The following is a 25,674-nucleotide window of genomic DNA, read 5'->3' as shown; positions in this document are numbered from 1 at the left end:
GCTTTCCCCGTGCGACGCCATGGGTGTGGCACGGGAAAGCCCGCTATCCGCGATGGTGACGATCAGGCCGTGACGGCGGTCTCGGCCGCCTCCTTTTGGCCTGGGATGGCCAAGATGGGCCTCCCGCCGGCCAGCGCGCTGCAACAGGTGTCGACGATCAGACCGGTGACGAGGTACGGGTCCATGTTGGCGTTCGGGCGACGGTCCTCGATCCAGCCCTTCTTGGCTTTCTCCACCGCCCACGGGATGCGGATCGACGCGCCGCGGTCGGAGGCACCCCAGGAGAACGCGTCGTACGGAGCGGTCTCATGCTGACCCGTCAGGCGCTTCTCGATCCCGTCGCCGTAGTTCTCGACATGCTCCAGCACACGGGTGCCGAGAGCCTCGCATACGGTGACGATCGCTTCCCAGCTTTCCATCGTGGCCTTGGTGGAGAAGTTGGTGTGCGCGCCCGCGCCGTTCCAGTCGCCGGGGATCGGCTTCGCCGCGAACGAGACGGTGACGTCGAAGTCCTCGGCCACCCGGTGCAGCAACCAGCGGCCGATCCAGAGCTGGTCACCGATGGCGGGAGGCGGGAGCACCCCGATCTGAAACTCCCACTGGGCCATCATGACCTCGGCGTTGGTCCCCTCGATGGACAGGCCCGCGTCAAGGCAGGCCTGCGTGTGCCTCTCGACGATGGCACGGCCGACCATCTTCTCGCCGCCGACACCGCAATAGTAGGGGCCCTGTGGGGCCGGAAAGCCCACCGCGGGCCAGCCGAGTGGCCGCCCGTGCTGGAAGAAGGTGTACTCTTGCTCAATTCCGAACATGGGGGACTGGTCCGCGTACTTCTCAGCGGCCTGTCGGCAGAAGGCGCGGGTGTTGGTCGGATGCGGAGTGAAGTCGGTCAGCTGGACCTCGCACAGCACCAGAACGTTATCCCTGCCGCGCAGCGGGTCCGGACAGGTGAACACCGGTTGCAGCACGCAGTCCGAATTGAATCCGGGTGCCTGGTTGGTGCTCGAGCCGTCGAAGCCCCAGATGTCCGGTTCCTTGCCGTCGGCGACGATGCGGGTTTTACTCCGCATCAGAGGTTCCGGCCTGGTGCCGTCGATCCAGATGTACTCGGCCTGGTAGCTCACTCATACTCCCCGTGGTTGGCGTAGCACATAGCGAAGTTTCTCATCGCGCACCTGCGGATCGCCCGACCCCGGCCGCGGGTGACAGGAGGGCTCGTCCGGATCTTTGTTGAGCCCCGTTTCCGCACGGTTCCACCACGGTAAATTTTCGGTCAATCGCGCATTGCTGGACAGTTCATTTCCCGGGCTGCCCGAACTGGCATTCCGGCAGCCGTGAACAAAGTCCGCCGTGCGCGTACCCAGCCATGCGACGGCGCCCGGTCCGCGGTTTTCCGCGAAGCGGGCGCCATCCCATATCCTGCTGTCCGGTTATATTGCGGTCCGCTGCCGCGGGCAGCTGTCCGCGGCCCGCCGTCTCAGCTGTCCGCCGTCAGTTGTCAGTTGTCAGATGTCGTAGTAGAGCTGGAACTCATAGGGATGCGGGCGGAGACGAATAGCGTCCACCTCGTGGACACGTTTGTAGTCGATCCATGTCTCGATCAGGTCGGGCGTGAACACGTCGCCCTCGGTCAGGAAATCGTGGTCGGCCTCGAGGGCTTCCAGCACCTTCTCGAGCGATCCCGGCACCTGCGGCACCGCGGCCAGCTCGTCCGGCGGCAGATCGTAGAGATCCTTGTCGATCGGGTCCGGCGGCTCGATCTTGTTGCGGATGCCGTCCAGGCCGGCCATGAGCATGGCAGCGAAGGCCAGGTAGGGATTGCAGCTCGGATCGGGCACGCGGAACTCGATCCGCTTCGCCTTGGGTGAGGCACCGCTGAGCGGGATGCGACAGCAGGCCGAGCGGTTGCGCGCCGAGTAGACGAGGTTGACCGGCGCCTCGTAGCCCGGCACCAGCCGCCGGTAGGAGTTCGTGGTCGGGTTCGTGAACGCCAGCAGCGCCGGCGCGTGGTGAAGCAGCCCACCGATGTAGTACCGGGCCAGCTCGGACAGGCCGCCGTAGCCGCTCTCGCTGTAGAACAGCGGCTCGTCGCCCTGCCAGAGGCTCTGGTGGACGTGCATGCCCGAGCCGTTGTCCTGGAACAGTGGCTTGGGCATAAACGTCACGGTTTTGCCGCGGGACAAGGCAACATTGCGGATGATGTACTTGTACAGCATCAGGTTGTCGGCGGTCCGCAGGAGCGTGCTGTACCGGATGTCGATTTCCGCCTGCCCCGCGGTCCCCACCTCGTGGTGCTGCATCTCGACGGTGATGCCGGCCCGGAACAGCGCCCTTGTCATCTCCGAGCGCAGATCGGTGAAGTGGTCGGTCGGGGGTACGGGGAAGTAGCCGCCCTTGAACCGGGGCTTGTAGCCGAGGTTCCCGCCGTCCTCCTTGCGGGCCGTGTTCCAGGCTGCTTCGATGGAGTCGACAGCGTGCATGGAACCGTACGGGCTGTAGTCATAGCGAACGTCGTCGAAGATGTAGAACTCGGCCTCCGGGCCGAAGTAGGCGGTGTCCGCGAAACCCGTGCCCCGCAGGTAGGCTTCGGCTTTTTTCGCCGTGTTGCGTGGGTCGCGGGAGTACTCCTCCTTTGTGATCGGGTCGTGGATGAAGAAGGTCATCGCGAGCGTCTTGTGCTCACGGAAAGGATCGACGAAGGCTGTGCTCGGGTCCGGTAGGAGCAACATGTCCGATTCGTGGATCGCTTGGAAGCCACGTATCGACGACCCGTCGAACATCAGCCCATCGGTGAACACCGACTCGGCGAAGACCTCGGTCGGGATCGTGAAGTGCTGCATAATTCCGGGAAGGTCGCAGAAGCGGACGTCGACGAACTCAACGCTCTCGTCCGCGATGTAGCGAAGCACATCTTCGGCCTTTATGAACATCCACCCTCCAAGGAAGCTTCATGGCTGTGTGGATGGAAGGATACGCGATGCCCTGATGCGGACCGTAACCTGATGCAGTTCCGCTGATATGACGAAGAAGTTTCCCGTCGGTAACGTGTGGCTAATGTATTGCTCACGGTGATCGTTTCTCCGGGATGGCCCGTGAGGCATACGCTTGCGTGGTGGGACGCGCGCTCGGGAACTGGCTGGAAGGTCCGCAACTGCCCCGGGACTCACCTCCCGGCGTACGGCTCGGCCTACCGGCCGAAGGTTCTGGCGCGGTAGCCGGTTTCGGCCACCGGCTGGCCGCGTTCACGGTGGACGCCATCGTGGCCAACCTGCTGGTGGGTGTCCCGGTGCTCTTCGGGGTCCGCTACTCGGTCGATGCCCGCGGGCTCGCCGTCTACCTTGCGTTCCTGCTGGAGGAGTTCGTCCTGATCGCGGCGAACGGACAGACCATCGGGATGCGGCTGGCGGGCATCGGTGTCATCCGGGTGCGTGACCATGGCCGGGCGGGGTGGCGCTGGGTGGCTGTTCGTACGGTGCTTCTCGGTCTGCTTGTCCCGGCCTTCATCTGGGACCGCGACCTGCGTGCCACCCACGACCGCGCCGCTGGCACCGTGGTCGTCCGCGACGCGGGTCGTGGGTAGGGCGCTAAGAGCGCCCGGCAATAGGGGGCGCCCGTCGCGGGGCACGAGGTCAGCGCATCTTCCCCCCGCGGGGGATGTTGCGGGGGATCGGCCCCTTCGGGATGGGCAGGGAAGGCGCGGTCACCGCCCGCAACCGCCGTTCGACGGGATCAACCTCGCCGCGCCGTAGGGTGCGGGGCAGCCGCATGAGGGTTCCCTGCAGCTTGGGCAGGGGCACCTCGCCGGGCCCGGTGCCGATGACGATGTCGTGGACAGGTGTTTCGCCGATCACCTTGCGGATCCGCCGCACCTCGTTGCCGAGTAGCTCACGCTGACCGCGGCCGCGGCCTTCGGCGATCACCACGACGCCGGCTCGGCACACCACGCGATGCACCACGTCCTGGTGACGGTTGACCGCGACCGCAGGCGTGAGCCGCCAGTCGCCGCGCATGCGCTCGACGATTCCGGCGGCCGCGCCGGGCTGCCCCTCCATCTCGGCGTAAGCGGTCCGCTGCACGCGCCGACTGAAGATGTTCATGGCGCTGACAAGACCCAGCATGATCCCGATGGGCAGCCATATCCACAGCCGCCCGACCAGCACACTGAGCAGCACCCCGATGGCGACAGGGAGGACGAGGCCAACCAGTGACCACCAGAGCGCGCGCGGATCGCGTTCCCGAGTGAGCCGGTACACCGTCCTGACCTGCGCGAGGCGGCCGGGTCGGGCCTTGCCCCCCGTGGCGTCCAGCTGTTGCTTGCGTCCCGAGGCCGTCACTCGGGCCTTTGTCGTACCAGTGCTCGGCGAGTCATTGCCGGAGCTGTTCTTACGCGCCATGACCGCGAGCCTACGACCCGGCGGGACGGATACCCGTACCGTGCTCTTCAGTATAAAATGATCGCCTCTTTGGTGATCGATTGTTCAGCGCTCGGTGGCGAACACGATCCGTCCGCCGATCTGTGGTGGTATGCGGCCCACCGGCAACGAGATCTCGGCGGCGGCGCGCCACGCGTTGCGGCGCGCGGTCCGCTGGCCGCCGTGCGGCAGCAGCAGCAGGGTGAGTTCCTCAACAGCGGTCAGGAGTGACCTCAGCACGACCACACGGACCTCCCGGACCGGTCGTAGGCATTGTTCAGTCATGATCTCGATCGTCATCCACGGGTGGCGGACGAGTGACCTTCCGGTGAGCCTAGTTCCCTTGGGGCGGGTGCACCACTCCGGTGGCTACTCTGCGTAATTATTGTGTCGCCTGGTCGCTTCGCCTCCGGTGCTGGCGCGTTGCTCGATCGCTTGCTGGTACATCCGGCCCGCGCGGTAGGAGGACCGGACCAGCGGACCTGACAGCACCCCCGCGAACCCCATCCGCTCCGCCTCCGCCCGCAGCTCGGTGAACTCCGTGGGGTCTACCCAGCGCCGCACCGGGTGATGCCGTGGGCTGGGCCGCAGGTACTGCGTGATCGTCAGCAGCTCACAGCCGGCATCCAGCAGGTCGGCCATGGTCGCGAGGATCTCCGCTGGCTCTTCCCCGAGGCCGAGGATCAGGTTGGACTTGGTCACCAGACCGGCCGCGCGGGCGGCGCGGAGAACCTCCAGCGACCGGTCATAGCGGAATCCCGGCCGGATCCGGCGGAACACCCGCGGTACCGTCTCGATGTTGTGGGCGAGCACCTCGGGAGCCGCGCCGAACACCTCGGCGAGCTGCTCGGCACGGGCGTGGAAGTCAGGGATGAGCAGTTCAACACCGACGGCGCCGCACAGCGTATGGATCTCCCGGACCGTCTGCGCGTACAGCCACGCCCCACCGTCGGGCAGGTCATCGCGTGCGACTCCGGTCACGGTCGCGTAGCGCAGGCCCATGACGCGGACCGATTCGGCGACCCGACGGGGCTCGTCGGCGTCGAACGCGCCCGGTCGTCCCGAATCGATCTGGCAGAAATCACAACGCCTGGTGCACACGTCCCCACCGATGAGAAAGGTCGCCTCCTGGTCCTCCCAGCACTCGTAGATGTTCGGGCAGCCGGCCTGCTCGCACACCGTGTGCAGGCCCTTGTCGTGGACGAGATCCAGGATGCCGGAGTACCGCGGGCCGGTCCGCAGCCGGGTGCGGATCCAGGGCGGTTTGCGCTCGATCGGCGTTGCCGCGTTGCGTAGCTCCAGCCGCAGCAGCTTTCTGCCGTCCGGCGTGACCGCGGTCACCCTGCCATCTCCGGCTCGCGTACCGTCTCGGTCGCCCGGTCCGGTGGTGGCAGGGCTGACGACAGCGTTGAGGCCACCGCCTGGCCGCCGGCCGGGCCGGGCGCCGTGAAGGCTGTCAGCACGTTGACCAGGCGGTCCGTCACGATGGGCAGGGCCTCGGCGACCGTCACGGTCCGTGCGAGCTCCTGGCTGAGGCTGGTCACCGCGGCGTCGGCGATCCCGCACGGGATGATCCGGCTGAAGGCGGCCAGGTCCGGGCAGCAGTTGAGCGCGAAGCCGTGATAGGCGACGCGGGAACGCACCCGTACACCGATCGCCGCGAGCTTGCGTGCGCCGTCGGTGGTCCATACGCCGCTGCGTCCGGTCACCCGCGCGGTCGGGAGGCCGAGGTCGGCACAGGCTGCGATCAGCCCGTTCTCCAGCGCGCGGACGTAGGCCACCACATCCAGCGGCGTTGGCAGGCGCACGACCGGATAACCCACGAGCTGGCCGGGGCCGTGCCAGGTGATCTTTCCGCCTCGGTCGACGTCCACCACCGCGGTGCCGTCAACCGGGCGTTCCCATGGCTGGGTACGGCGACCAGCCGTGTAGACGGCGGGGTGTTCCAGGAGGATCAACGTGTCGCCTGTCTGGTCAGCGATCCGCCGGTCGGCCAGCGAACGCTGGAGCCGCCAGGCATCGTCGTAGGGAACCAGGCCCAGCCGCATGACCTCCATGCACACGAGGCTACGCTGACCTGTGGTGCTGTCCCAGCGCGGACAGGAAGACGCCGTCTGGGTCACACATCTGGCAGGCGCCGGGGGACCACCTGCGTCTCCCGGGCGCCTGCCTCCACGGCCGAGTCCCGCTCGACCCGCCAGGCGTACGCGTCGGCCCGGTCGGCGACCGCCTCCACCAGCTCGGTGCCGCGAAAGTGCAGGCCGACGCCGTCATCGGTGGCCCAACCGGGCGGCAGGATGCCCGCGGCGACCAGCCCGCGGTACAACGGCCGCCGGCCGGCTTCGGAGTCGTAGTGCGGCGTGTTGCTGAACGGCAGCAGAGCGAGCCCATCAGTGACTGGCCGCAGGTCCGGCCCGAACGAGTCGGTGGTACCGCCGGCATGCCAACACAGCGACCCCGCGGACACGCCGGCCAGGACAACCCCGGCCTGCCACGCTTCTTTCATGATCGAATCGAGGCCGTGGACCCGCCACACCGCGAGCAGGTTCGCGACGCTGCCACCGCCCACCCAGATCACATCCTGATCCAGCAGGTGCGCGCGTACGTCGGCCACGTTCGGCATGGGGAACAGGGCGAGATGGGACACGCGCACGTCCGGCAGATCACGTGCGAGTGCCGCGTAGTAGCGCGCGTAGCTCGCCGGGTCGTCACCGCTGGCCGTCGCCAGCAGGCAGAGCTTGGGACGTGCCGGGCTCTGGGCCAGGCGCAGCGCGTGGCGGATGACCGGGCCGACCCGGATGCCCCACCGCCCGTCCGGCGCGAAGCCGGCGCTGGTCGCGAGAATGTTCATGGTGTAGCCCCCGTCCCGGTCGCATCCGTTGGCCGGCGCTCGCCGCACGCGGCGGCCCGGAGCGGCGCGAAGCGGTGTGCCCGGTGGGAGCCTATCGTCGGGCCAGGCGTTCACACGAGTTATCCACAGGTTTATGGAGACGGCTGCACAGAATTGCTTTTTCGGCCTACCGTCACGGCTTGTGGCAGCAGTGGACGATTCCATGGGTTCTCGCGGACGGCGCGGGATTCCGGCTGGTCCGGTCATTCCCGGGGTGGTATTGCGGGCCCGTGTGCGAGACGGTGGTGCCGGCGAGGTCTGGGCCGGCCGCATGGTGGCCACGGGAGCCGAGTGCGTGGTCCGCCGGGTGCGGCTGCCACCGGACGCCGTGGCGAGGGATGCCGCGATGCGGGCGGCGCGAGCCCTGGTCGGGCTTTCGCATCCGCACCTCCTCCCGCTTATCGATGTGATCGCCACGGCTGAGGGCCTCGCGGTGATCGCCGAGCCCGTTACCGGGGCGATCAGTCTGGGCCAGCTGTTGGGGACGCGGGAACGCCTCGACCCCGGCGAGGTGGTCACGGTGGGGTTACCACTGGCTCAGGCGCTGGCCGCGGCGCATGCCGCCGGGTTCACCCACGGGCAACTTGATCTTGATGATGTCCTGTTGGAGCCGAACGGCCGGCCGGTGCTCGCCGGTGTCGGCGTCGCGGGCCTGGCAGGTGTGGTCACGACACCGGCAGCGGACGTCAGCGATCTCGCGAGTCTGCTGCTCGCGACGATGCCGCAGGCGACCGGTCCGGACGCGGCGGCCGTTGCGGTGGCGGTCGCGCCGGCCCTGGTTGATGATCCCGTCCGCAGGCCCACGGCGGAGGAGCTGGTCGCGGCCTTGGCGCACAGCTGCAATCCGGCGCCGGTTCGCTTCGTCAGCGACGCGGTCACTCCGCTGCCGCTGCCGCTGCCCCCGCAGCCGACCGGAGCCGACGATGCCCAGCTTGAACCCGCCAGCCGCGGCCTGCGGACAAAGCCGCCCGCCCACACGATGCCACGATCGGCCCGGTCGCCGCGCGCCCAGGCGGCCGGCACCGCTGGCGGTTCACGTGCCTCCAGCTCTCGCGGGTCGAGCTCTCGCGGGTCGAGCTCTCGCGCGGCCCTTGTGCGTACTGTCGCCGCGCATGGCGAACCGCGCGCCGGGTTCTCCGGCCAGCGGCGCATCCTGGTCATCGTGGCTGTGGTCACCGTGATCGCGGCGCTGGCGGTCGGTGGCCTGCTGGTCGCCGTCCGGTCCGCTCCGCGGCAGGCGCGTCAACTCGATGCGGCTCCCGCCACGGGCTTGCCGTCCGAGCAGGGCTGGCGGGATGTCCTGGCGGGCTTGGACGTTGCCCGCAGCCGGGCGTTCGAACAGGCGAACGAGGCAGGTCTGACCGATGTGGACGCCGCCGGTAGCACCGCCTATGCCCGGGATGTGGTGCTGATGCGGCAGATGGTCGCGCGCGGTGGCCATGCGGTCGGCTTACATCAGGAGATTATTGATCTTGCTGTCAGGGAGGCTGGAAGCGAGAAGTCCGTACTACGAGTCACCGATCGGCTCCCTCCGTACAGTTATGTGGACGCCTCGGGAAAGGTCCTCGCCAGTCAGCCTGGGCATGACCGGCAACAGTGGGACATCGCCATGGTCAGGGCCGAGCAGGGCTGGCGGATCGCCAAGGTCGACACCGTCGGCTGAATGCCGTTGATCGTGCTGCCGATCGCTCAGCGGTGTCAGTCACCGTCCGCGCGGGTGATGGCAGCCGCCAGGGCGGCGTCGATGGCGGGGTGGGAGAAGGTGAAGCCGGCTTCGGTGAGCACCCGCGGTCTGACCCGCTGGGAGACGAGCACACCCTCGTCGGCGAAGTCGCCCAGCGCGACTCGCAACGCCGCCGCGGGTACCGGCATGATCGCCGGGCGGCGCAGCGCCGCGCCGAGCGCGCGGGTGAAGGCCGCGTTGGTGACCGGCTCGGGGCTGGTCAGGTTCACCGGGCCGTGAACGGCGTCGGCGGTGAGCAGAAAACGGATCGCCGCGATCTCGTCGGCGAGCGTGATCCAGCTCAGCCATTGGCGGCCCGATCCGAGCCGGCCGCCGAGAGCGAGCCGAAAGAGCGGGAGCTGTCTGGCGAGTGCTCCGCCGCGGGTGGACAACACAACACCTGAACGCAGATGGCACACACGCACCCCGGCATGTTCGGCGACCGCGGTGGAGGCTTCCCACGCGGCCGTGACCTCGGCGAGGAAGCCGGTCCCGGGGCGTGCGGACTCGTCGACCTCACGCTCCCCGGTGTCGCCGTACCAGCCGACCGCGCTGGCCGACAGCAGCACCCGCGGACGCTCGTCCAGATCGGCGAGAGCAGCCGCGAGCAGCGTCGTGCCGGCTACTCGACTGTTGAGGATCTTGTTCTTGTAGCCGCTGGTCCAACGATGATCCCCGACCCCGGCGCCGGCAAGGTGGACGACGGCATCGACAGTGGTCAACGCCGTCGGGTCAAGGATGCCCTGGCCTGGATCCCAGTAGATCTCCAGGCTGTTCCGCGGCGGCCGGCGGACGAGGGCGCGCACAGTATGCCCGCCGCCGCGCAGGGCCGGGACAAGCGCGGAGCCGATCAGACCGGTGGTACCGGTAACAGCGATGTTCACTGGTCGGATTCTTGCCTGTCCGTGGTGGGCCGGCGAGGCGGGCCCACCACGGATGCCGGCAGCTGATCCTACTGGCCCAGTTCGGCCTCGAACGCGCCTTCCTCCAGCCGGCGGCGGACGGCGGTGAGGAAACGAGCCGCGTCGGCGCCGTCGACGATCCGGTGATCGTAGGTGAGCGCGAGGTACACCTTCGACCGCACCGCGATGATTTCGCCCAGTTCGGGGTCATCCACGACGGCAGGCCGCTTGACCACGGAACCGGTGCCGAGGATGCCGACCTGAGGCTGGTTGATGATCGGCGTGTCGAACAGGGCGCCACGGCTGCCGGTGTTGGTCAGCGTGAAGGTACCGCCGCCCAGCTCGTCCGGTGACACGCGGTTGTCCCTGGTTCGGGTTGCCAGATCGTCGATCTTGCGTGCCATGCCGGTGAGGTTGAGATCCCCGGCGTGGTGGATGACCGGGACGAGCAGCCCCCGGTCGGTGTCCACCGCGATGCCCAGGTGCTCGGTGTCGTAGTAGGTGATCGTCCCCTGCTCGACGTTGACGCTGGCGTTGAGGTTCGGGTACTCCCGCAACGCTGCGCAGACGGCGACCGCGAAGAACGGCAGGAAGGAGAGCTTGACGCCTTCCCGTGCCTCGAACGCGGCCTTCGCGCGGTCCCGCAGACGGGCCACGCGGGTGACGTCGGCTTCGACAACCGTGGTGAGCTGGGCACTGACCTGTAGGGACTCGACCATCCGCTGCGCAATGACCGATCGCAGCCGCGACATCTTCTCCGTGCGGCCGCGCAGTGAAACCGGCGCGGGAGCCGGCACTGGCGACACGGACGGCACTGGCGACACGGACGCCGGGGCCGCCGCCACGGCCCGTGCCGGTGCCACCGCTGGAGCCGGCGTTACCGCCGGAGCCGGAGCCGGTCGGAGTGGTGGGCGTGGCGGTCGCATCGGCCGGTGTGCGCGCGGCGTCGATGACGTCCTGCTTGCGGATACGGCCGCCGATACCCGTACCCGTCACCGCGGACAGGTCCACATCGTGCTCGGCCGCGAGCCGCCGGACCAGCGGGGTGACGTAGGCCCCGAGCGAGCCGTTGCCGTTGGCCGGGGTTTCGCCGGCCTGGGCCGGCGTGAACTCCTGGGCCGGAACGGCCGCCGGGGGTGTCCGGGCCGCCACCGGCGCGGGAGCCGGGGGTACCGGAGGCGGTGGCGTGACGGCTACGGCAGGCGCGGGTGTCTGGCCAGTGGAGGCCGCCAGGTCTTGGCGCGCGCCCTGCCCCGCTGCCGCACCCTCGTCGATGACGGCAAGCTCGACGCCGACCTCGACCGTCTCGTCCTCGGCGACTCGGATGGCGCTGATCACGCCGGAGGCGGGCGCTGGGATCTCGGTATCGACCTTGTCCGTACTGACCTCGAGAAGCGGCTCGTCAGCCTCGACGCGCTCGCCTTCCTTTTTCAGCCAGCGGATGACGGTGCCCTCGGACACGCTCTCACCCAGACGGGGCATCGTGACGGACACAGACATGGGGTAGGACTCCTTCGTGGCGTCCGGCCGACCGTGGGCGACGGGGAGTGGCCGCAAACGCTGTGGGCCTGTCAGTAACTGGTCTGCTTAAGGCGACGCGATCATGATTCTCTCGCGCCGCCACCGGCTTTGGACGTAGTGGACTTGGTTGTGGGAGTTAGTTGTGGGAGTGCAGTGGTTTGCCGGCGAGGGCGAGGTGAGCCTCGCCGATCGCCTCCGACAGGGTCGGATGCGGGTGGATGAGCTGGGCGACGTCGGTGGCGGTGGCCTCCCAGTTGGTGATGAGCTGGGCTTCGGCGATCAGTTCGCCGACTCGGTCACCCACCATGTGGATGCCCACCACCGGTCCGTCGGGCAGAGCGACCAGCGTCACGGCACCCGCGGTCTGGAGGATCTGCGCCTTGCCGTTGCCCGCGAGGTCGTAGGTGTGCGTCACGATCTCGCCGTACAGCTCGGTGGCCCTGGCCGACGTCAGACCCACCGACGCCACCTCGGGCGAGGAGTAGGTGACCCGCGGGACGTTGTCGTAGTCGACGTGCGCGGGGCTCAGCCCGGCGAGGCTCTCCGCGAGGAAGATGCCCTCGGCGAATCCGACGTGGGCGAGCTGGAGCCCCGGCCGCAGGTCGCCGATTGCGGAAACGGTCGGCACGTTCGTCCGTAGCTGATGGTCGACGAGGACGAAGCCGCGGTCCATCGCGATGCCGACCTCGTCGTAGCCGAGCCCTTCGGAGACCGGACCGCGCCCGACCGCGACGAGCAGCACTTCGGCTTCGATGGTCGTTCCGTCCTCCAGGGACACCGTGACACCCGCGTCGGTACTCTTCACACCGGCGAACCGGGCACCCAGATGCTGTTTGACGCCGCGGCGGCGCAACGCCCGCTCCAACAGCTTGGAGCTGGACTCCTCCTCCAACGGGACCAGATGTGGCAGCGCCTCGACGATCGAGACGTCAGCGCCGAAGGAACGCCATACCGAGGCGAACTCGCAGCCGATCGCGCCAGCGCCGAGAACCACGGCGGACGCCGGTACGCGGTCGAGCGCCAGGGCGTCGTCGCTGGTGATCACTTGGCGATGGTCGATTTCCAGGCCAGGCAGTGACTTCGACCGGGAGCCGGTTGCGAGCACCACATGGCGGCCGGAGATGACCCGGTCGCCCACGGCGACGGCGGTGGGGGAGACCAGCCGTCCGTGCCCTTCGACGATCTCGATGCCGCGGCCCTTCACCAAGCCGGTGAGGCCGCGGTAGAGCTTGCTGACCACCGAGTCCTTGTAGGCATTGACTTTTGCTATATCGATTCCGTCGAAGGTTGATCGGATTCCGTAATTCTCGCTTTCGCGGATATTGTCCGCGATCTCCGCTGAGTGCAGCAGTGCCTTGGTTGGAATACACCCGCGGTGCAGGCAGGTGCCACCCAGCTTGTCCTGCTCGATCAAAACGACTTCCTGACCGAGCTCGGCGGCACGCAGGGCCGCGGCGTAACCGCCGCTACCACCACCGAGGATGACAAGGTCTACGGGACCGGCCGCAGAGTCCACCACGCCAGGCGTCCCTTCTCGTTGACTGGTTGGGATGGGTTCAGTCTTTCATGCCACGGGACGGATGCATCGCACGTCCCGGCAACTGTGGCCCATGACGCCGGGTATTCTTCCGCGCCACTTCCGTTCGTCGCTCGCTACTCGCTGGTAGTTTGTTCGCCCGGCTCGGCGTGGGGCGCTGGCGCCGCGGAGATGTTCGCCGCGGAGATGTTCTCGGCCAGCTGGAGCAGGGTTCGTACTATCACACCGGTACCGCCCTTCGGGGTGTGACCGTATGGTTCGCCCGCGTTCCAGGCCGGCCCGGCCATATCGATATGTGCCCACGGCATGTGATCGGGCACGAAGGCGCTCAGGAACTGCGCGGCCACCAGCATGCCGCCATCCCGGTTGCCGCTGCCGATGTTGGCAAGGTCCGCGATGGCCGACTCGAGCACCTTGCGCAGCTCCGGCGGCAGCGGCATCGGCCACACCGCCTCACCGGCGGCGCGGGCCGCGGCGACGACTTGTCCCACCGCGTCGTCACGGCCCATCACACCGCTGGTGCGCTGGCCCAGCGCCACGATCTGCGCACCGGTGAGCGTCGCGACGGTCACAATGAGGTCGGGGGAGTCCTGCGCGGCACGGGCGATGGCGTCACCGAGCACCAGCCGTCCCTCGGCATCGGTGTTGAGAACCTCGACCCGGGTGCCGCCTCGCAGGGTGAGGACGTCGCCCGGCCGGATCGCCTCCCCGGACGGCATGTTCTCGGCCAGCGGTATCCATGCGCTGACGCTGACCGCCAGGTTCAGCCGGGCGGCGGCGATGACAGCGGCGAGCACGCTGGCCGCGCCGGCCATGTCGGTCTTCATCCACTCCATCGCGCTCGCGGGTTTCAGGGACAGGCCGCCGGAGTCGAAGGTGATTCCCTTGCCGACGAAGGTCAGCGCGGGCGGGCTGGCCGGGTCCGTACCAGCGGGCCGCCAGCTGAGATGGACCAGCCTCGGCGGGTTCACCGATCCCTGGCCGACCCCGAGGATCCCGCCGAACTCGCCGTCGGCCAGCGCCTTCTCGTCGAGTACCGCGACGGCCACACCGGCCTCGGTGGCCCGCCGGGCCGCGATCTCGGCGAATTCCGCGGGCGGCAGGTGCCCAGGCGGTGTGTTGACGAGATCCCGGGCCAGCGCGACGGCGTCCACGGACACGGCGGCCCGGCGCACGGCGTCCTGGGCGGCGGCCTCGGACGGGCCGTCCACGACGAGCGTGATCTCCTGGACCGGAGGACGCCGGTCGCCCAGGGAGGCAGCCCGGAAGGTGTCGAAGGAGTAGGCGCCGAGCAGCGCACCTTCGGCGACCGCCCGTAGCTGGCCTGTTCCGGGCGGGCCGGCGGCCAGGGCGAGGGTGGTCGCGACGCGGGCGGTGCCGGCCAGCGCCCGCGTCGCGGCGCCCGATGCTCTGCGCAGCGTCTCGTGGTCGACGTCGATCCCGCCGCCAGCGGGATCACGGTCACCGGCGGCCGGCCCGGCTGGCCCGAGGCCGACCGCGACCACGGTGGGGAAGGGCAGGATGCCGAGCGTGGCGAAACGGACGAGGTCACCTGCCTTTCCGGTCGCGCCGAGGCTGGCCAGCACCTGGGCGAGGCGGCCGCCGAGGGCCGCGTCCAGCGTTTCGGCACCACCCAGCGGCATCGGCCCGTCCGCGCTCGCCGCGATACCTATCACCAGCGCGTCGGTGTCGAGGTCCAGCACGGATGATGTCGTCACGGCAGTCACGGTCATGCCGAGAGACTACGGAACACCGCGGGAGAGGCTGTCACAGCAGGGGACGCTGCCCCGCCGGACGCCCCGTCCGCGAGGCCGGGGCCCCGCACCGTGCCGCGGGCGGGGCGCGGGGCTAGTCCTGTCTTCCGCACGTGCGTGCGGAAGACAGGACTAGCCTGCGAGCATGGGCGAACTGTCGCGGTCGGCGCTGCACGATCGGCACATGGCGCTGGGCGCCAAGCTGGCCGACTTCGGCGGCTGGGAGATGCCCATCGAGTATCCCCGCGGGGGCGTCCTGAAGGAACACGCGGCGGTCCGGTCGGCCGTCGGGATCTTCGACGTCAGCCACCTCGGCAAGGCCCGGGTACACGGCCCGGGAGCGGCGGCTTTCGTGAACTCCGTTCTTACCAATGATCTCTCTCGGATCGCTCCCGGCCGGGCCCAGTACACGTTGTGCTGCGATGAGGAGAGCGGCGGTGTGGCCGACGATCTTATTGCGTACCTGTACGCCGACTCCGAGGTCTTTCTCGTCCCCAATGCGGCCAACACCGTGGACGTCGTCCGCCGGCTCGCCGCCGCCGCACCGCCCGGCGTGGCCGTCGACAATCTGCACACGGCCTTCGGGATAGTCGCTGTGCAGGGCCCGCGCTCGGCGGAGCTGATGTCGTTGCTGGGCCTGCCCACCAGCGGGGCCTACATGAGTTTCGTCCGGGCCAGCTGGCCGGGTGCCGGTACAGAGGTGATCGTGTGCCGGTCGGGCTACACCGGTGAACATGGTTTCGAGCTCGTGTCCCGGTGGGCGGACACGCCCGCGCTGTGGGACGCGCTGACCGCCGCGGGCGCCCCGCTCGGAGCCCTGCCCTGTGGGCTCGGCGCCCGCGACACCCTGCGGACCGAGATGGGCTATCCGCTGCACGGCCAGGACCTGTCGACATCGATCACTCCGGTGCAGGCCCGGGTGGATTGGGCGGTGGGCTGGGGCAAGCAGCGGTTCTGGGGCCGGGATGCGCTGCTGGCGGAGCGCGCCACCGGCCCGGCGCGGCTGCTGTGGGGGCTGCGCGCCACCGACCGGGGCATTCCACGGCCGCACATGACGGTGTACGGCCCAGCGGGGGCGCCCGTGGGCGAGGTCACCACCGGGACGTTCTCGCCGACGCTGCGGACAGGTATCGGGCTCGCCCTGATCGACCGCACCGTCGGCGAGGGCGACACCGTCCAGGTGGACGTGCGCGGCCGGCTGTCGACGATGGCGGTTGTGCGGCCGCCGTTCGTCCCGGCCTCCCCTCGGTGAGCCGGGCGCGGCCCGCGCCCGCGGCCATGGCGCCGAGGTGAGCCCCGTCTTGCGAACGAGCGTTCCCACGGCGGCGACCACTAGCGCAGACCGAGGTGGATCCGCGGGCCCGCGGGGATGTTCAGGGTCATGAACATCAGCGTGACCGTCGCCGTGACCTCGATGAGGGCGCCGAGCACATCCCCGGTGATACCGCCGAGGTAGCGAACCAGGAAGCGCCGCAGCAGCCAGCCCGCGGCCGTCCCGGCGGCGACGGCGGTCACCGCGTGGACCGCGCGGCCGGCATCCCCGCCGTCGATGTCGAAGCGTCCGGCCAAGGCCGCGAGGACAACCACCGCGGCGGCGGAGCAGGCTGCCTGCCACGGCTGTACCGAGCGGGCGACGAGAGCGCCGAGCCCGGTCGGGTGCGCCGCCGGCGCGCGGACGCAGGCGAGTGTCGCCGCGAGCCGCCCGGTCATGGCGGCCACCACGATCGACACCGTGCCCCGGTGTTCACTGATCGTCAGGGACAGCGCGCTGACCTGGATGAGCACCGCGAACACCAGGGCCAGCGTGCCGAAGGCGCCGAGCCGGGAGTCGCGCATCGCGGCCAGGGCGCGTTCCCGGCCGGCGCCGAACCCGTCGGCCACGTCAGCGAGCCCGTCCAGGTGCAGGCCCCGGGTCAGCAAGGTCAGCGTGGCGATCCCCACGGCGGCCGGGAGCAGGGTCTCCGGCGGCTGGCCGGGCGTCTTCGTGACGATCCTCATGCTGACCACGGCCAGGGCGGTGACAACACCGAGGACGAGGCCGACCAGCGGCGCGATCGCCATGGCGCGTCCCATGGCGCGCCGGTCGATGGCGACCGGCCCGCGTACGGGCAGTACGGACAGCAGGGAGAAGATCGTTCGAATCGGCACCGCTCAGGTGGCGGTCGCGGTGGGCTCGTGACCGGCGGTGGGCTCGCTGCCGGCGGTGGGCTCGCGACCCGCGGTGGGGCCGTCGCCCGCGGCGGCGAGCGTTCCCGTCTTGTCGCTGACCCCGGCCTGGTCGAACGTGGCCATCTCGGCAAGTGTCGCCTGCGCGGCCATCAGCAGGGTGACGGCGAGTAGCGCACCGGTGCCCTCACCGAGCCGCAGGCCGAGGTCCAGCAGAGGATCGAAGCCGAGTGACTCGAGCGTGAGGTGCTGCGCGGGCTCGGTCGACCGTGTGCCAGCGATCCACCATGCCTTCGACCCTGGCGCGTGGGCTTCGGCGACCAGCGCGGCGGCGCAGATGACGACACCGTCGAGCACCACCGGGGTGCGGCGGACGGCGGCCTGGGCCAACAGGCCGACGAGCACGGCGAGGTCCGCGCCGCCGATCACCCGGAGCAGGGCCGGCGGGTCGGCGGCGAACGGCCGGCCGCGGCGCATCGCGTCCCGGATCGCGGCTGTTTTGATCATCCACCGGGCATCGTCGATACCGGTCCCGCGCCCGACCACGTCGATTGGTTCACGGTCGAGCAGGGTGGCGACGATCGCCGCGGAGGCAGTGGTGTTCCCGATGCCCATTTCGCCCGGGACGAGCAGGTCAGCGCCGGCATCCACCTCCTCGTCGACAATCGTGCGGCCGATGTCGAGCGCGCGCGAGACCTCGTCCGCGGTCAGGGCGTCCTCGATGTCGATCCGCCCGCTGCCGCGGCGGATCCGGTAACGCCCGGCCGGAGCGGTCCCGTCCACTCCGCCCGGCCCGCTCGGCTCGTCGGTGTCCACACTGACGTCCACCACTCGCACGGAGGCACCGACCGTGCGGGCCAGGATGTTCACGGCGGCGCCACCGGTGGCGAAGTTCGCCACCATCTGAGCGGTGACTTCCGGGGGGAACGCGGAGACACCCGACCGGGCGACGCCGTGGTCACCGGCGATGACGATGGCCCGGACGCGCTGGAACGGCCGTGGCGGGCAGGTTCCCTGCGCGCCGGCAAGCCAGACCGAGACCTCCTCAAGGCGCCCGAGCGCGCCCGGTGGTTTGGTCAGTGCTCGCTGTCGCTGCCGGGCTGCGTCCATGGCGTCGCTGTCGAGGTCTGGAGTCTGCACAGCGTCTTTCCTACCTGATGGACGATCCCGGCTACCGCGTCGGCCACTCGTTGCGCTCCGATCCGGCGCTACAGCATGCCGGGGGCGGCGACCGCTATGCCGATGTCGCGAGCAGCGTCGAGGAGGCGGTGGTCGTAGGCAACCATGGTGTGCAGATCCGGGCCGAGGGCAGCGGCGGTGACAAGGTGAATTGCGTCAAGGCTGCGTAGGCGCGTCGGTGGTTGCAGACCGGCTCGGTCCAACAACGGGTAGCTCAACCTGATTTGGTCGAGTTCTCGGAGAAGTGCCGTTGCCGCTCCAGCTGCGGCCTGCGCCTCCGTCCGACTGACATCAGGACGGTCAGCGACGCGAAGAACCGCGCGTCGTAGCTCGGTGCGTACCAGCGCGCTGCTGACCAGTCGCCGGTTCGTGTGCTCGGCGAGCCAAGCCCGTAGGTCCGAGGTCTCCTCCTCCGCGACAACGAGCTTGGTCAGTGCACTGGTGTCGAGGTAGATCAGAACTATCTCCAGTCCTCATCACGCAGAGCGGCGAGCTCATCCGACAACCGGACGCCGGTGCTCATAGTCACCGGCTCGATGCCCAGAATGCCCTGCCCGCCGGGTAGCAGGTCGCCGGAGTCGACAAGACGCTCGTAGCTCGAGATCGATTCGTACGGAGTGATGATCGCAACGGCCGTTCCGCGTTCGGTGACCTCGACCGTCTCTCCGGCCTTCACCCGGGCCAGTACCTGACTGGCGTTCTGCTTGAGCTCCCGCACTCCCACCTGCACCATGTTCTACATGGTAGCACCTTGGGTGTGCGCGGGTTCCGCTTCATCGAGAACGTGTCGGCACGGCGATGTAGTGGGCGTTGCGGCCGGTGGTGGAGCCGCGGACGAGCAGATCCGGGACGAAGCGGTCGAGCGCACGGTTCGCGCCGGTCTGGGTGAGGCCGGTCAGGGTCGCGTAGTCACCGCTGGTGATGCGGTCGTGGGCGGCAAGCCAGGCCTGGACGACGTCCGGGCTGTTGGTCTGGTTGGGCCGGCGGTAGGGCAGCAGGCCGCGTCCGATCAGCGCCCCTGCGGTGCCCTGGTCGTTGGTGCCCTGGTCGTTGTCCAGCCGACGGAACACGGCCGCGGACAGCATCCAGACGTCCTTGTACGGCTCGACGAGCACGTCGTCGTCGATGCGGGTGGCGCAGGCGGTCTCAAGCGCGCTCCGCGCGTCGTCCGCGTCGGTCTGCAGGGCGCGCGCCGCGCTGTCGAGGGTGAGGAACGGCCGGTGCAGCAGTTCGTAGAAGATCACGGCGATTCGCACGTCACGGCGGCGTGCGGCGGGTTGGACCGACTCCATCAGCGACATCACCGGCACGACCGGCGCCCCACCCGCCAGGCGGGTCCGAACCGCAGGCCCGGCCACCTCGACGATCCGCGGGGGCCGGTGGCCAAACGAGATCATTTCCCGGTACATGCGGTCGACACCGACCCCCTGCTTCTCCACCAGCCGCAGCGCGCGGAAGAGATCGGAGAGCGCCGGGTAGCGGGCGTACCTGCGGGAGAGCACGGTGTCCTGGGACACGCCGCCGGCAAAGCCGCCCGGGCTTTCCACCTCGAGAACATGGTCGTGGTCGAACCAGATCACGGTGATCGGATCCGGACGCATCCAGTCGCGGTGCACGAGCCCGTTGAGCAGGGCCTCACGCACCGAACGAGGCGGGATCTGCCGGACGGGGATCTCGGCGAACCCGCGGTGGACGGTGGTCGCGACGTTGAATGCCAGGAGATCGCTTTCAACCGCGGCGAGCTGTTCGACGAGGGCCAGTCCCGAAAGATCGGTCGGCGGGTTGAGAACATCACCGCCGGGGACGTCGAAGCGGGTCAGTTCGATGAGCGTCCGTGGCGCCGGGCAGAAGGCCAGCACGCCGGCCTGGGTGAGTGCGCCGTCCGGGCGCAGGACGCCGAGGCGCCCGAGCAGTTCGGTGTCGGTGGTGTCGGCCGTTTCGTCGTCGTTGCCGCTGATGAGATAACGGCGGGCCGTCACAAGGGCGCCCAGGGCGACGTCCGCGATCGTCCGGCCGGTCACTGCGGCCATCACGTCCAGCCCGGCCCGCTCCTGCCTGCGGAGCCACCACTCGGACCGGTCCACCGGAACACAGTGATCGCCGACCCGCCATCGGATCTTGTTTTCCGGGTCCTCGACCGGCTCGCGAGTCTCGGCAACATAGAGGACCAGGAGCCGTTCACCCCGCACGAGCCGCTGTTCGACGGCAGGAGCGATGTCAACGCGCTCGAAGATCCTGTGGCGGAGCCATTCGACGTCCAGCTCGGTGCCGAGAACACGGCCGGAGTCGTCCACGCCGACGATGAGCGCACCGCCACCCGGTGTGTTGGCCATGCACGGCACCTCGCGTGCCAGCTGCTCCACCGCCTGGGGATTCTGGCGCTCACCGGGGAGGACGCCACCACGACGATCACGTCGTCCGGCTTCCTCCTTGAGATCCACCTGCTCTCGCTCGTGCGGGCGCGGGAGCCGGCCGGACTCCAGCGCGGCAAGGATCTCGTCGACCTGAGACCGTAGCCGAGCGCGAGCCTCTACAAGATCACCGTGTGTGTCGAACAACGACACGTCCGCGCCTCCCGCTGGTCAGTACGCCTTTACGAGGATCCTAAACCAGTACTGGTAGGGCTGGAGGCTATGCGAGTGAGTGTTACCGGTGATGCTCTCCGGGACCTTCGTGCGCTGCTTGATGATCAGTAAATTGATCGTTATGCCACGCCGGAAGGCATGGGCCAGGCCGGGAGCTTCCGAGGCTTCGCGGCGCTGGTTGACGCGAATGCAGCTGACATCTTCTTGTTCCCTCGGCCCGGAGGGCTCGCGGCCAGCCTGTCTACAAACCCGTTGTGATATGGCTTTCGGCTCGCGGTAGCGGACCGTTGGCGTCAGTCTGCGCGCCACTTTCCGCATACTTGGGCGACCGCTACTGGAGTCCGATCGACTATTCATGCCAGCGCGTACTCTGTCCCGAGTACGACTGATTGTCACGGTCGGGGCGAATGACACAACGGGGACGCCATCGACCGGTCTGTCCATCCCGTTGTATGAATCGAGGGAGGCCAGGATGGTCAGCCCCGGTCCGCGCATCGAGGTCGATGGCCAGGTGCAGGGAAACATCGTCGTGGGGGATCGCAATCTAGCCGTCTCCGCCATCCATTCGGTCGCCCAGCGCCGTCGCGGCCTCAAACGAATTAGCCAACCGCATCGGCGCCGCATTGTCGGGGCGGGCGAAACCGTTCGCCGCACCCGTTTTTCCAGGGAACAGGGATCGATAGTGCTGGCATGGTCCTGAGGTGGCCGAGGGCGTCGTCGAAGTGGTCACCCGCGCGCGGGTGACCCTCCGGCGGCCTCGGCGCCGGGGCATGGGGATCACATGCGTTCCGGCGCGGCGATACCGAGGAGGTTCAGGCCACGGCGCAGCGTCTCGGCGCTGAGCCGGCACAGCGCGACGCGATTACCGCGCGTCGGCTGCGCCACGGACAGGACGGGGCAGGCTTCGTAGAAGTCGGTGAAGGCCTTCGCCAGGTCGTAGAGATAGCCGCAGAGCCGGTGGGGCTCGAGCGTCTGGCCGACCTCGGTGAGCGTGTCGCCGAAGGCGTCCAGCGCGAGTATCAGCGCGCGTTCGGCGGGATGCGGCGCGAGCGTCGTGTCGACCGGTGCGGATGCGTCGCCGGCTTTGCGAAGAATGGAACAGATCCGCGTGTGCGCATACTGGAGGTACACACCGGTGTTGCCGGAGAAGGACACCATGCGGTCGACGTCGAAGGTGTAGTCCTTGGTGCGGGATGTCGACAGGTCCGCGTATTTGACGGCGCCGATGCCCGCCTGCTCGGCGATCTGGTCGAGTTCGGCCGGGTCGAGATCGTGGGCTTTCTCGGTGACGACTTCCCGGGCCCTCCCAACGGCGGTGTCGAGCAGGTCCATCAGTTTGACGGTGTCGCCCGAGCGGGTTTTGAAAGGCCGCCCGTCGGGGCCGAGCACCGTCCCGTAGGAGACGTGTGTGACGTCGGCGTCGTCGGTGAGCCAGCCGGCGCGGCGGGCGGCTTCGAAGATGAGCTGGAAGTGCAGGGCCTGACGGGCGTCGACGACATAGAGAATCCGGTCGGCCTTGAGGTCGCGGATGCGGTAGCGGATCGTCGCGAGGTCGGTGGTGTCGTATCCGAAGCCGCCGTCGGTCTTACGGACCATGAGCGGTACCGGTTCGCCGTCCGGGCCGGTGATCTCGGCGGAGAACACACACAGCGCGCCGTCGCTTTCCACGGCGATGCCGGCCTGGGTGAGTTCGCCGACCACTTCGGGCAACCACGGGTTGTAGAACGATTCGCCCGCCGAGTCGGCGGCGGTGAGAAGCACACCGAGCCGCTGGTAGATCTCGCTGAACGCGAACTCCGACTCGGCGACGATCTCCCGCCAGCGGGTGACGGACGCCTCGTCACCGGCCTGCAACGCGACAACGCGACGCCGGGCCCGGTCGGCGAAGTCGGGATCGGCGTCGAACACGGCCCGGGCGGCCCGGTACAGGGTGTTGAGCGCGGAGACGGTCGACGTGCCGTCGGAGAGCTCGTCGTGGTGCCACGCGACGTCGGGATGCTCGTCGAGATACTCGATGAGCATCCCGAACTGGGTGCCCCAGTCCCCGAGATGGTTCTGGCGGAGCACCTCCGCGCCGAGGAAGCCGAGTACCCGGGACAGGCAGTCACCGATGATCGTCGTCCGGAGGTGACCGACGTGCATCTCCTTGGCGATGTTCGGACCGGAGTAGTCGACGACCGTCCGACGGCCCTGCTGTGGTGTTCCCACCCCGAGATGGCGACTTGCCAGCCGTGCCGCCACCTGGCGCCACAGTGCGGTGTCGGACGCGACCAGGTTGATGAATCCCGGCCCGGAGACGGTGACGGAGGCAACCGGGGTACCCGTGTCGGCATCCGTGTCGGTGTCGGTACCGATGTCGCGGCGCAGGGCGTCGGCCACGGACGCGGCCAGGTCGGCAGGTTTGCGCCGGGCGCGTTTGGCGAGTGCGAGGGCCGCGTTGGCCTGGAAGTCCGCGTGCTCGGAGCGCCGGACCACCGGATCGGCTCCCGCCAGCTCAGGCAGCGCCTGGCTGATCGCGTCGGAGACGGCGGTCTCGACCTGCCTGCGCAGCGACGGCACCTCGTGCTCGTTCAAGCCCACAACCTCCCACGCCTTCTCCCGCACGTTTCTTCGAGTTCCTCCATTCTTCCAGGTCGATCCTCAGCTCCCGGCGGGTGCTCACGGCGGGTGCTGAGCGCGGGTCAGCGCAGGCGGGTGGGGATGCCGGCGACGACGTGCCAGACTTCGTCGGACTCGGCCGCGATCGCCGCGTTGAGCCGGCCCAGGGCGTCGCGGAAGCGGCGTCCGACCGCGCTCGTGGGGACGATGCCCGAGCCGACCTCGTTGGTCACCGCGACCACGTGGCGCCGGGTGTCACGCCAGGCCGCGACCAGTGTGTCGACGCGGGCGGGCCAGCCGCCGTCCACGGGATCGTCGTCGAGATGGGCGGTCAGCCACAGGGTGAGGCAGTCGACGAGCAGCGGCGGGCCGTCGGTGCTCAGCAGCGGCGTCAGCTCAGCGGTCTCCACCGTCGTCCAGTGCCGCGGCCGGCGGATGGTGTGGGCGTGCACCCGCGCCGCCCACTCGGTGTCGCCCGGCGCGACCGGTCCCGCGGTAGCGACGTACACCACGTCCGGCCAGGCGGCCAGGCGGCGCTCGGCCTCCGCGGACTTGCCGGACCGGGCACCCCCGGTGACCAGGACGCGGTACGGCCGGGGCAGCCCGAAGGCTGACCGCGTGCGGCGCGTTCCGTGGCGCGCAGTGACCGGCACGCCGGCTGAGGTGGTGTCCGAAGCGGCGGTCGAGCTGGTGTCCGGGATAGCGTTCGGGCTGGCGTTCGGGATGATGTCGAGCACGGCACCGTCGGGATGCACTTCGGCCCCCATCAGCGCCAGCCGCCGGGCGAGCGCGTCCCCAGGGGGGTTTCGGTGGCTCAGATGGACGGCGAGGACCCGGGTCGTTCCCACCACGGCGCCGTGTTGGCGCAACTGCGCGAGGACATCCGCGAAGCTGGCCAGGTCGAGATGGTCACCGAACCCCGGGCGGTCGCCGTTGTTCTCCTCCATCAGCACGGCGTCGAACGCCCGGCCGGTGAGCGCGTCCAGGGTCCGCGGTGGCAGCGGCGCCGCGGTGTCGCACGCGTAGAGCACCCGTCCGCCGTCCGGGGCGGTCACGTCGTAGAGCACCGCCGGCCCGATGACCGCGCCCCCGTGGTTGGCCGCCACTGGCCGTATCTCGAAGCCGCCGAGCGCCAGCACGCCGCCGGCGACCACCGGGTGGAACCGAAACGCGCCGGACCCGCTGGGGGCCGGGCTGTCCGCCGCCTGGACCGCCGGATTCTCCGCCGCCGAACCCTCAGCCGGGCCGTCCCACGGACCGACGAAGGCACGGCAGGCGTCCAGGCAGGCGGGCGGCCCGACAACGTCCAATGGCTGGTCGGCCGCGGTCGCCCACTCCCGCCACAGCAGGGCCGCCGGGCCGGTGTGGTCGGGATGGGCGTGGCTGAACAGCAGATGACGCACGCCCGCGAGCCGCACCCCGAAGCGGGTTGCGGCGCGCGGTACGTCTGGCCCGCAGTCGATGAGCATGAGCTCGTCGATGAGCACCGCGGTCTGGGTGCGCACTTCGTGCTCGCGTGCCCAGCGGCACGACGCGCACTCGCACCACGGGTTGGGCCAGCCATCGGCTGAGCCCGTACCGAGCAGCCTCAGCCGCACGCGCGCGACGTCCTCACGCCGAAGGCTTCTGCGCCTGCGCCTGTGCCGGTGGGCGTGCGTGCGCGTGCGGGGCTGTGTGCGGGGCTGCGTGCGGATGGCGCTTCCGGTCGGCCAACGTCATGATCATGATGACGAGTCCGAGCAGCAGGATCGCGCCGATCGTGACCAGGCCGACCGCCCACCATTCCAGCGGTCCCTTGTGCGGTTCGGCGGCCTCGGCGAGCGTGGACGCGCCAGCGAGCGCCGTCGTGATGCCGTATGAAGCTGTGATCACGGCTTCCTTCCTCATTTTTCGACCTGTCTGCCCGTCCGCCGGATCGTATGGGGCTGGCCGCACGGTAGCGAGGAGAAGCAGGGCGATCAGGCCAGGAGCACTTCCGGCGCCTGGGCGCGGCGAGCCGGAATGACGATCTCAAACGCGCTCTCCGGGCCTTCGAGCGCGCGAAATAGAGTCATGGCCGCAGCGCTCTCCGGCCGTGAGCGTGTTGGATGGGTGCCTGCCGTTCGGGATGACGCAGATGGGCAGAACAACAGGGAGGTCGCCCGGTGAGCTGGGTGTGGCGTTTTGAGACCGAGGACGGTGGCGCGGCCGCCCTGTCCGGCTCGTCGTTGTCGGACTCGTCGTTGCCAGAGCCGTCGTCGTCAGAGCCGTTCCCGACGCAGAGCGATGCCGAGACCTGGCTGGGGGAAACCTGGCGGGAGCTGCTGGCGGCCGGCGTCCAGCAGGTGGTGCTGCAGGAGGCCGGCCACAAGGTCTACGGCCCGATGAGCCTTCGTCCGGTGGATTAGAGCGCCCGGCAATAGGGGAC

General features: G+C 69.3%; 23 protein-coding genes and 1 pseudogene. 5 read left to right on the top strand and 19 right to left on the bottom strand.

Translation table 11 applies throughout. From position 1 onward, the window contains the following. Positions 1-62: 62 nt before the first annotated feature. Both glnII and glnA read right to left on the bottom strand, forming a co-directional pair. Complete coding sequence (gene glnII, locus MJ785_RS09075; protein ID WP_239380414.1) at positions 63-1,124, bottom strand: glutamine synthetase GlnII; 1,062 nt, start codon at positions 1,122-1,124, stop codon at positions 63-65. 381 nt (positions 1,125-1,505) lie between these two features. Then, the gene (gene glnA, locus MJ785_RS09070) at positions 1,506-2,930 is read right to left on the bottom strand and encodes a type I glutamate--ammonia ligase (RefSeq protein WP_239311164.1); all 1,425 of its coding nucleotides are present in this window, start codon (positions 2,928-2,930) and stop codon (positions 1,506-1,508) included. Positions 2,931-3,085: 155 nt separating this feature from the next. Here glnA and MJ785_RS09065 point away from each other — a divergent pair, with 155 nt between their 5' ends. Continuing rightward, positions 3,086-3,580 (top strand): RDD family protein, encoded by a 495-nt coding sequence (locus MJ785_RS09065; RefSeq protein WP_308194822.1) that lies wholly within the window; start codon positions 3,086-3,088, stop codon positions 3,578-3,580. A gap of 49 nt (positions 3,581-3,629) precedes the next feature. On the opposite strand, the gene MJ785_RS09060 is transcribed toward MJ785_RS09065, so the two are convergent. The 5 genes from MJ785_RS09060 to MJ785_RS09040 form a co-directional block, all read right to left on the bottom strand. Beyond that, entirely contained in the window at positions 3,630-4,394 is a 765-nt protein-coding gene (locus MJ785_RS09060; RefSeq protein ID WP_239311163.1) for a DUF4191 domain-containing protein, read from the bottom strand. Positions 4,395-4,478: 84 nt separating this feature from the next. Then, the gene (locus MJ785_RS09055) at positions 4,479-4,697 is read right to left on the bottom strand and encodes a hypothetical protein (RefSeq protein WP_239311162.1); all 219 of its coding nucleotides are present in this window, start codon (positions 4,695-4,697) and stop codon (positions 4,479-4,481) included. 84 nt (positions 4,698-4,781) lie between these two features. Further along, positions 4,782-5,753: a lipoyl synthase gene (lipA, locus tag MJ785_RS09050; protein WP_239380412.1), complete on the bottom strand. Its 972-nt coding sequence runs from the start codon at positions 5,751-5,753 to the stop codon at positions 4,782-4,784. Further along, complete coding sequence (gene lipB, locus MJ785_RS09045) at positions 5,750-6,469, bottom strand: lipoyl(octanoyl) transferase LipB (protein ID WP_255724028.1); 720 nt, start codon at positions 6,467-6,469, stop codon at positions 5,750-5,752. Before lipB ends, lipA begins: the two co-directional genes overlap by 4 nt. A 62-nt stretch (positions 6,470-6,531) precedes the next feature. After that, positions 6,532-7,263: a peptidase E gene (locus MJ785_RS09040; protein ID WP_239380410.1), complete on the bottom strand. Its 732-nt coding sequence runs from the start codon at positions 7,261-7,263 to the stop codon at positions 6,532-6,534. Positions 7,264-7,534: 271 nt separating this feature from the next. On the opposite strand from MJ785_RS09040, the gene MJ785_RS09035 reads away from it, so the two are divergent. Beyond that, positions 7,535-8,965 carry a protein kinase gene (locus tag MJ785_RS09035; RefSeq protein ID WP_239380408.1) on the top strand — a complete coding sequence of 477 codons (1,431 nt, stop codon included), beginning with the start codon at positions 7,535-7,537 and terminating at the stop codon, positions 8,963-8,965. 35 nt (positions 8,966-9,000) lie between these two features. On the opposite strand, the gene MJ785_RS09030 is transcribed toward MJ785_RS09035, so the two are convergent. The 4 genes and pseudogenes from MJ785_RS09030 to MJ785_RS09010 form a co-directional block, all read right to left on the bottom strand. After that, positions 9,001-9,909, bottom strand: coding sequence for a TIGR01777 family oxidoreductase (locus tag MJ785_RS09030; protein ID WP_239375514.1), 909 nt, complete (start codon positions 9,907-9,909; stop codon positions 9,001-9,003). Between the two features lie 68 nt (positions 9,910-9,977). After that, positions 9,978-11,427: pseudogene (sucB, locus tag MJ785_RS22220) on the bottom strand (2-oxoglutarate dehydrogenase, E2 component, dihydrolipoamide succinyltransferase). A 157-nt stretch (positions 11,428-11,584) separates the two neighbouring features. Continuing rightward, positions 11,585-12,967: a dihydrolipoyl dehydrogenase gene (lpdA, locus tag MJ785_RS09015; protein ID WP_239310256.1), complete on the bottom strand. Its 1,383-nt coding sequence runs from the start codon at positions 12,965-12,967 to the stop codon at positions 11,585-11,587. Between the two features lie 134 nt (positions 12,968-13,101). After that, positions 13,102-14,718, bottom strand: a complete 1,617-nt coding sequence (locus tag MJ785_RS09010) for a leucyl aminopeptidase (RefSeq protein ID WP_239380404.1) — start codon at positions 14,716-14,718, stop codon at positions 13,102-13,104. 166 nt (positions 14,719-14,884) lie between these two features. On the opposite strand from MJ785_RS09010, the gene gcvT reads away from it, so the two are divergent. Continuing rightward, positions 14,885-15,991 carry a glycine cleavage system aminomethyltransferase GcvT gene (gcvT, locus tag MJ785_RS09005; protein WP_239310258.1) on the top strand — a complete coding sequence of 369 codons (1,107 nt, stop codon included), beginning with the start codon at positions 14,885-14,887 and terminating at the stop codon, positions 15,989-15,991. 80 nt (positions 15,992-16,071) lie between these two features. Here the strand turns inward: gcvT and MJ785_RS09000 are convergent, their stop codons facing one another. The 5 genes from MJ785_RS09000 to MJ785_RS08980 all read right to left on the bottom strand — a co-directional run bounded on the left by MJ785_RS09000 (position 16,072) and on the right by MJ785_RS08980 (position 20,648). Further along, positions 16,072-16,887 carry an adenosylcobinamide-GDP ribazoletransferase gene (locus tag MJ785_RS09000; RefSeq protein WP_239310259.1) on the bottom strand — a complete coding sequence of 272 codons (816 nt, stop codon included), beginning with the start codon at positions 16,885-16,887 and terminating at the stop codon, positions 16,072-16,074. A 3-nt stretch (positions 16,888-16,890) separates the two neighbouring features. After that, a complete protein-coding gene (gene cobT, locus MJ785_RS08995; RefSeq protein ID WP_305039909.1) occupies positions 16,891-18,045 on the bottom strand; it encodes a nicotinate-nucleotide--dimethylbenzimidazole phosphoribosyltransferase in 1,155 nt (384 codons plus the stop codon). Positions 18,046-18,113: 68 nt separating this feature from the next. Next, a complete protein-coding gene (locus MJ785_RS08990) occupies positions 18,114-18,539 on the bottom strand; it encodes a type II toxin-antitoxin system VapC family toxin (protein WP_255724032.1) in 426 nt (141 codons plus the stop codon). Positions 18,540-18,544: 5 nt separating this feature from the next. Further along, positions 18,545-18,817 carry a type II toxin-antitoxin system Phd/YefM family antitoxin gene (locus tag MJ785_RS08985; RefSeq protein ID WP_239310260.1) on the bottom strand — a complete coding sequence of 91 codons (273 nt, stop codon included), beginning with the start codon at positions 18,815-18,817 and terminating at the stop codon, positions 18,545-18,547. A gap of 40 nt (positions 18,818-18,857) precedes the next feature. Further along, on the bottom strand, positions 18,858-20,648 hold the full coding sequence (locus MJ785_RS08980) for a DUF5635 domain-containing protein (RefSeq protein WP_239375522.1): 1,791 nt from the start codon (positions 20,646-20,648) through the stop codon (positions 18,858-18,860). 493 nt (positions 20,649-21,141) lie between these two features. Here MJ785_RS08980 and MJ785_RS08975 point away from each other — a divergent pair, with 493 nt between their 5' ends. Beyond that, positions 21,142-21,369: a hypothetical protein gene (locus MJ785_RS08975; RefSeq protein WP_239380402.1), complete on the top strand. Its 228-nt coding sequence runs from the start codon at positions 21,142-21,144 to the stop codon at positions 21,367-21,369. Between the two features lie 77 nt (positions 21,370-21,446). Here MJ785_RS08975 and argS read toward each other — a convergent pair whose 3' ends face one another. From argS to MJ785_RS08960, 3 genes are all read right to left on the bottom strand, one after another. Beyond that, positions 21,447-23,243, bottom strand: a complete 1,797-nt coding sequence (gene argS / locus MJ785_RS08970; RefSeq protein WP_370651595.1) for an arginine--tRNA ligase — start codon at positions 23,241-23,243, stop codon at positions 21,447-21,449. 107 nt (positions 23,244-23,350) lie between these two features. Continuing rightward, a complete protein-coding gene (locus MJ785_RS08965; protein ID WP_239380400.1) occupies positions 23,351-24,865 on the bottom strand; it encodes a bifunctional adenosylcobinamide kinase/adenosylcobinamide-phosphate guanylyltransferase in 1,515 nt (504 codons plus the stop codon). A 13-nt stretch (positions 24,866-24,878) separates the two neighbouring features. Further along, the gene (locus MJ785_RS08960; protein WP_308127808.1) at positions 24,879-25,139 is read right to left on the bottom strand and encodes a hypothetical protein; all 261 of its coding nucleotides are present in this window, start codon (positions 25,137-25,139) and stop codon (positions 24,879-24,881) included. Positions 25,140-25,411: 272 nt separating this feature from the next. Between MJ785_RS08960 and MJ785_RS08955 the strand changes: the two genes are divergently transcribed. After that, complete coding sequence (locus MJ785_RS08955; protein ID WP_239310265.1) at positions 25,412-25,654, top strand: hypothetical protein; 243 nt, start codon at positions 25,412-25,414, stop codon at positions 25,652-25,654. Positions 25,655-25,674 lie beyond the last annotated feature (20 nt).

Origin of the sequence: Protofrankia sp. CiT1, from assembly GCF_917627335.1 — a bacterium.
GTDB lineage: Bacteria > Actinomycetota > Actinomycetes > Frankiales > Frankiaceae > Protofrankia.
This window is presented reverse-complemented; position numbering and strand designations above follow the sequence as displayed.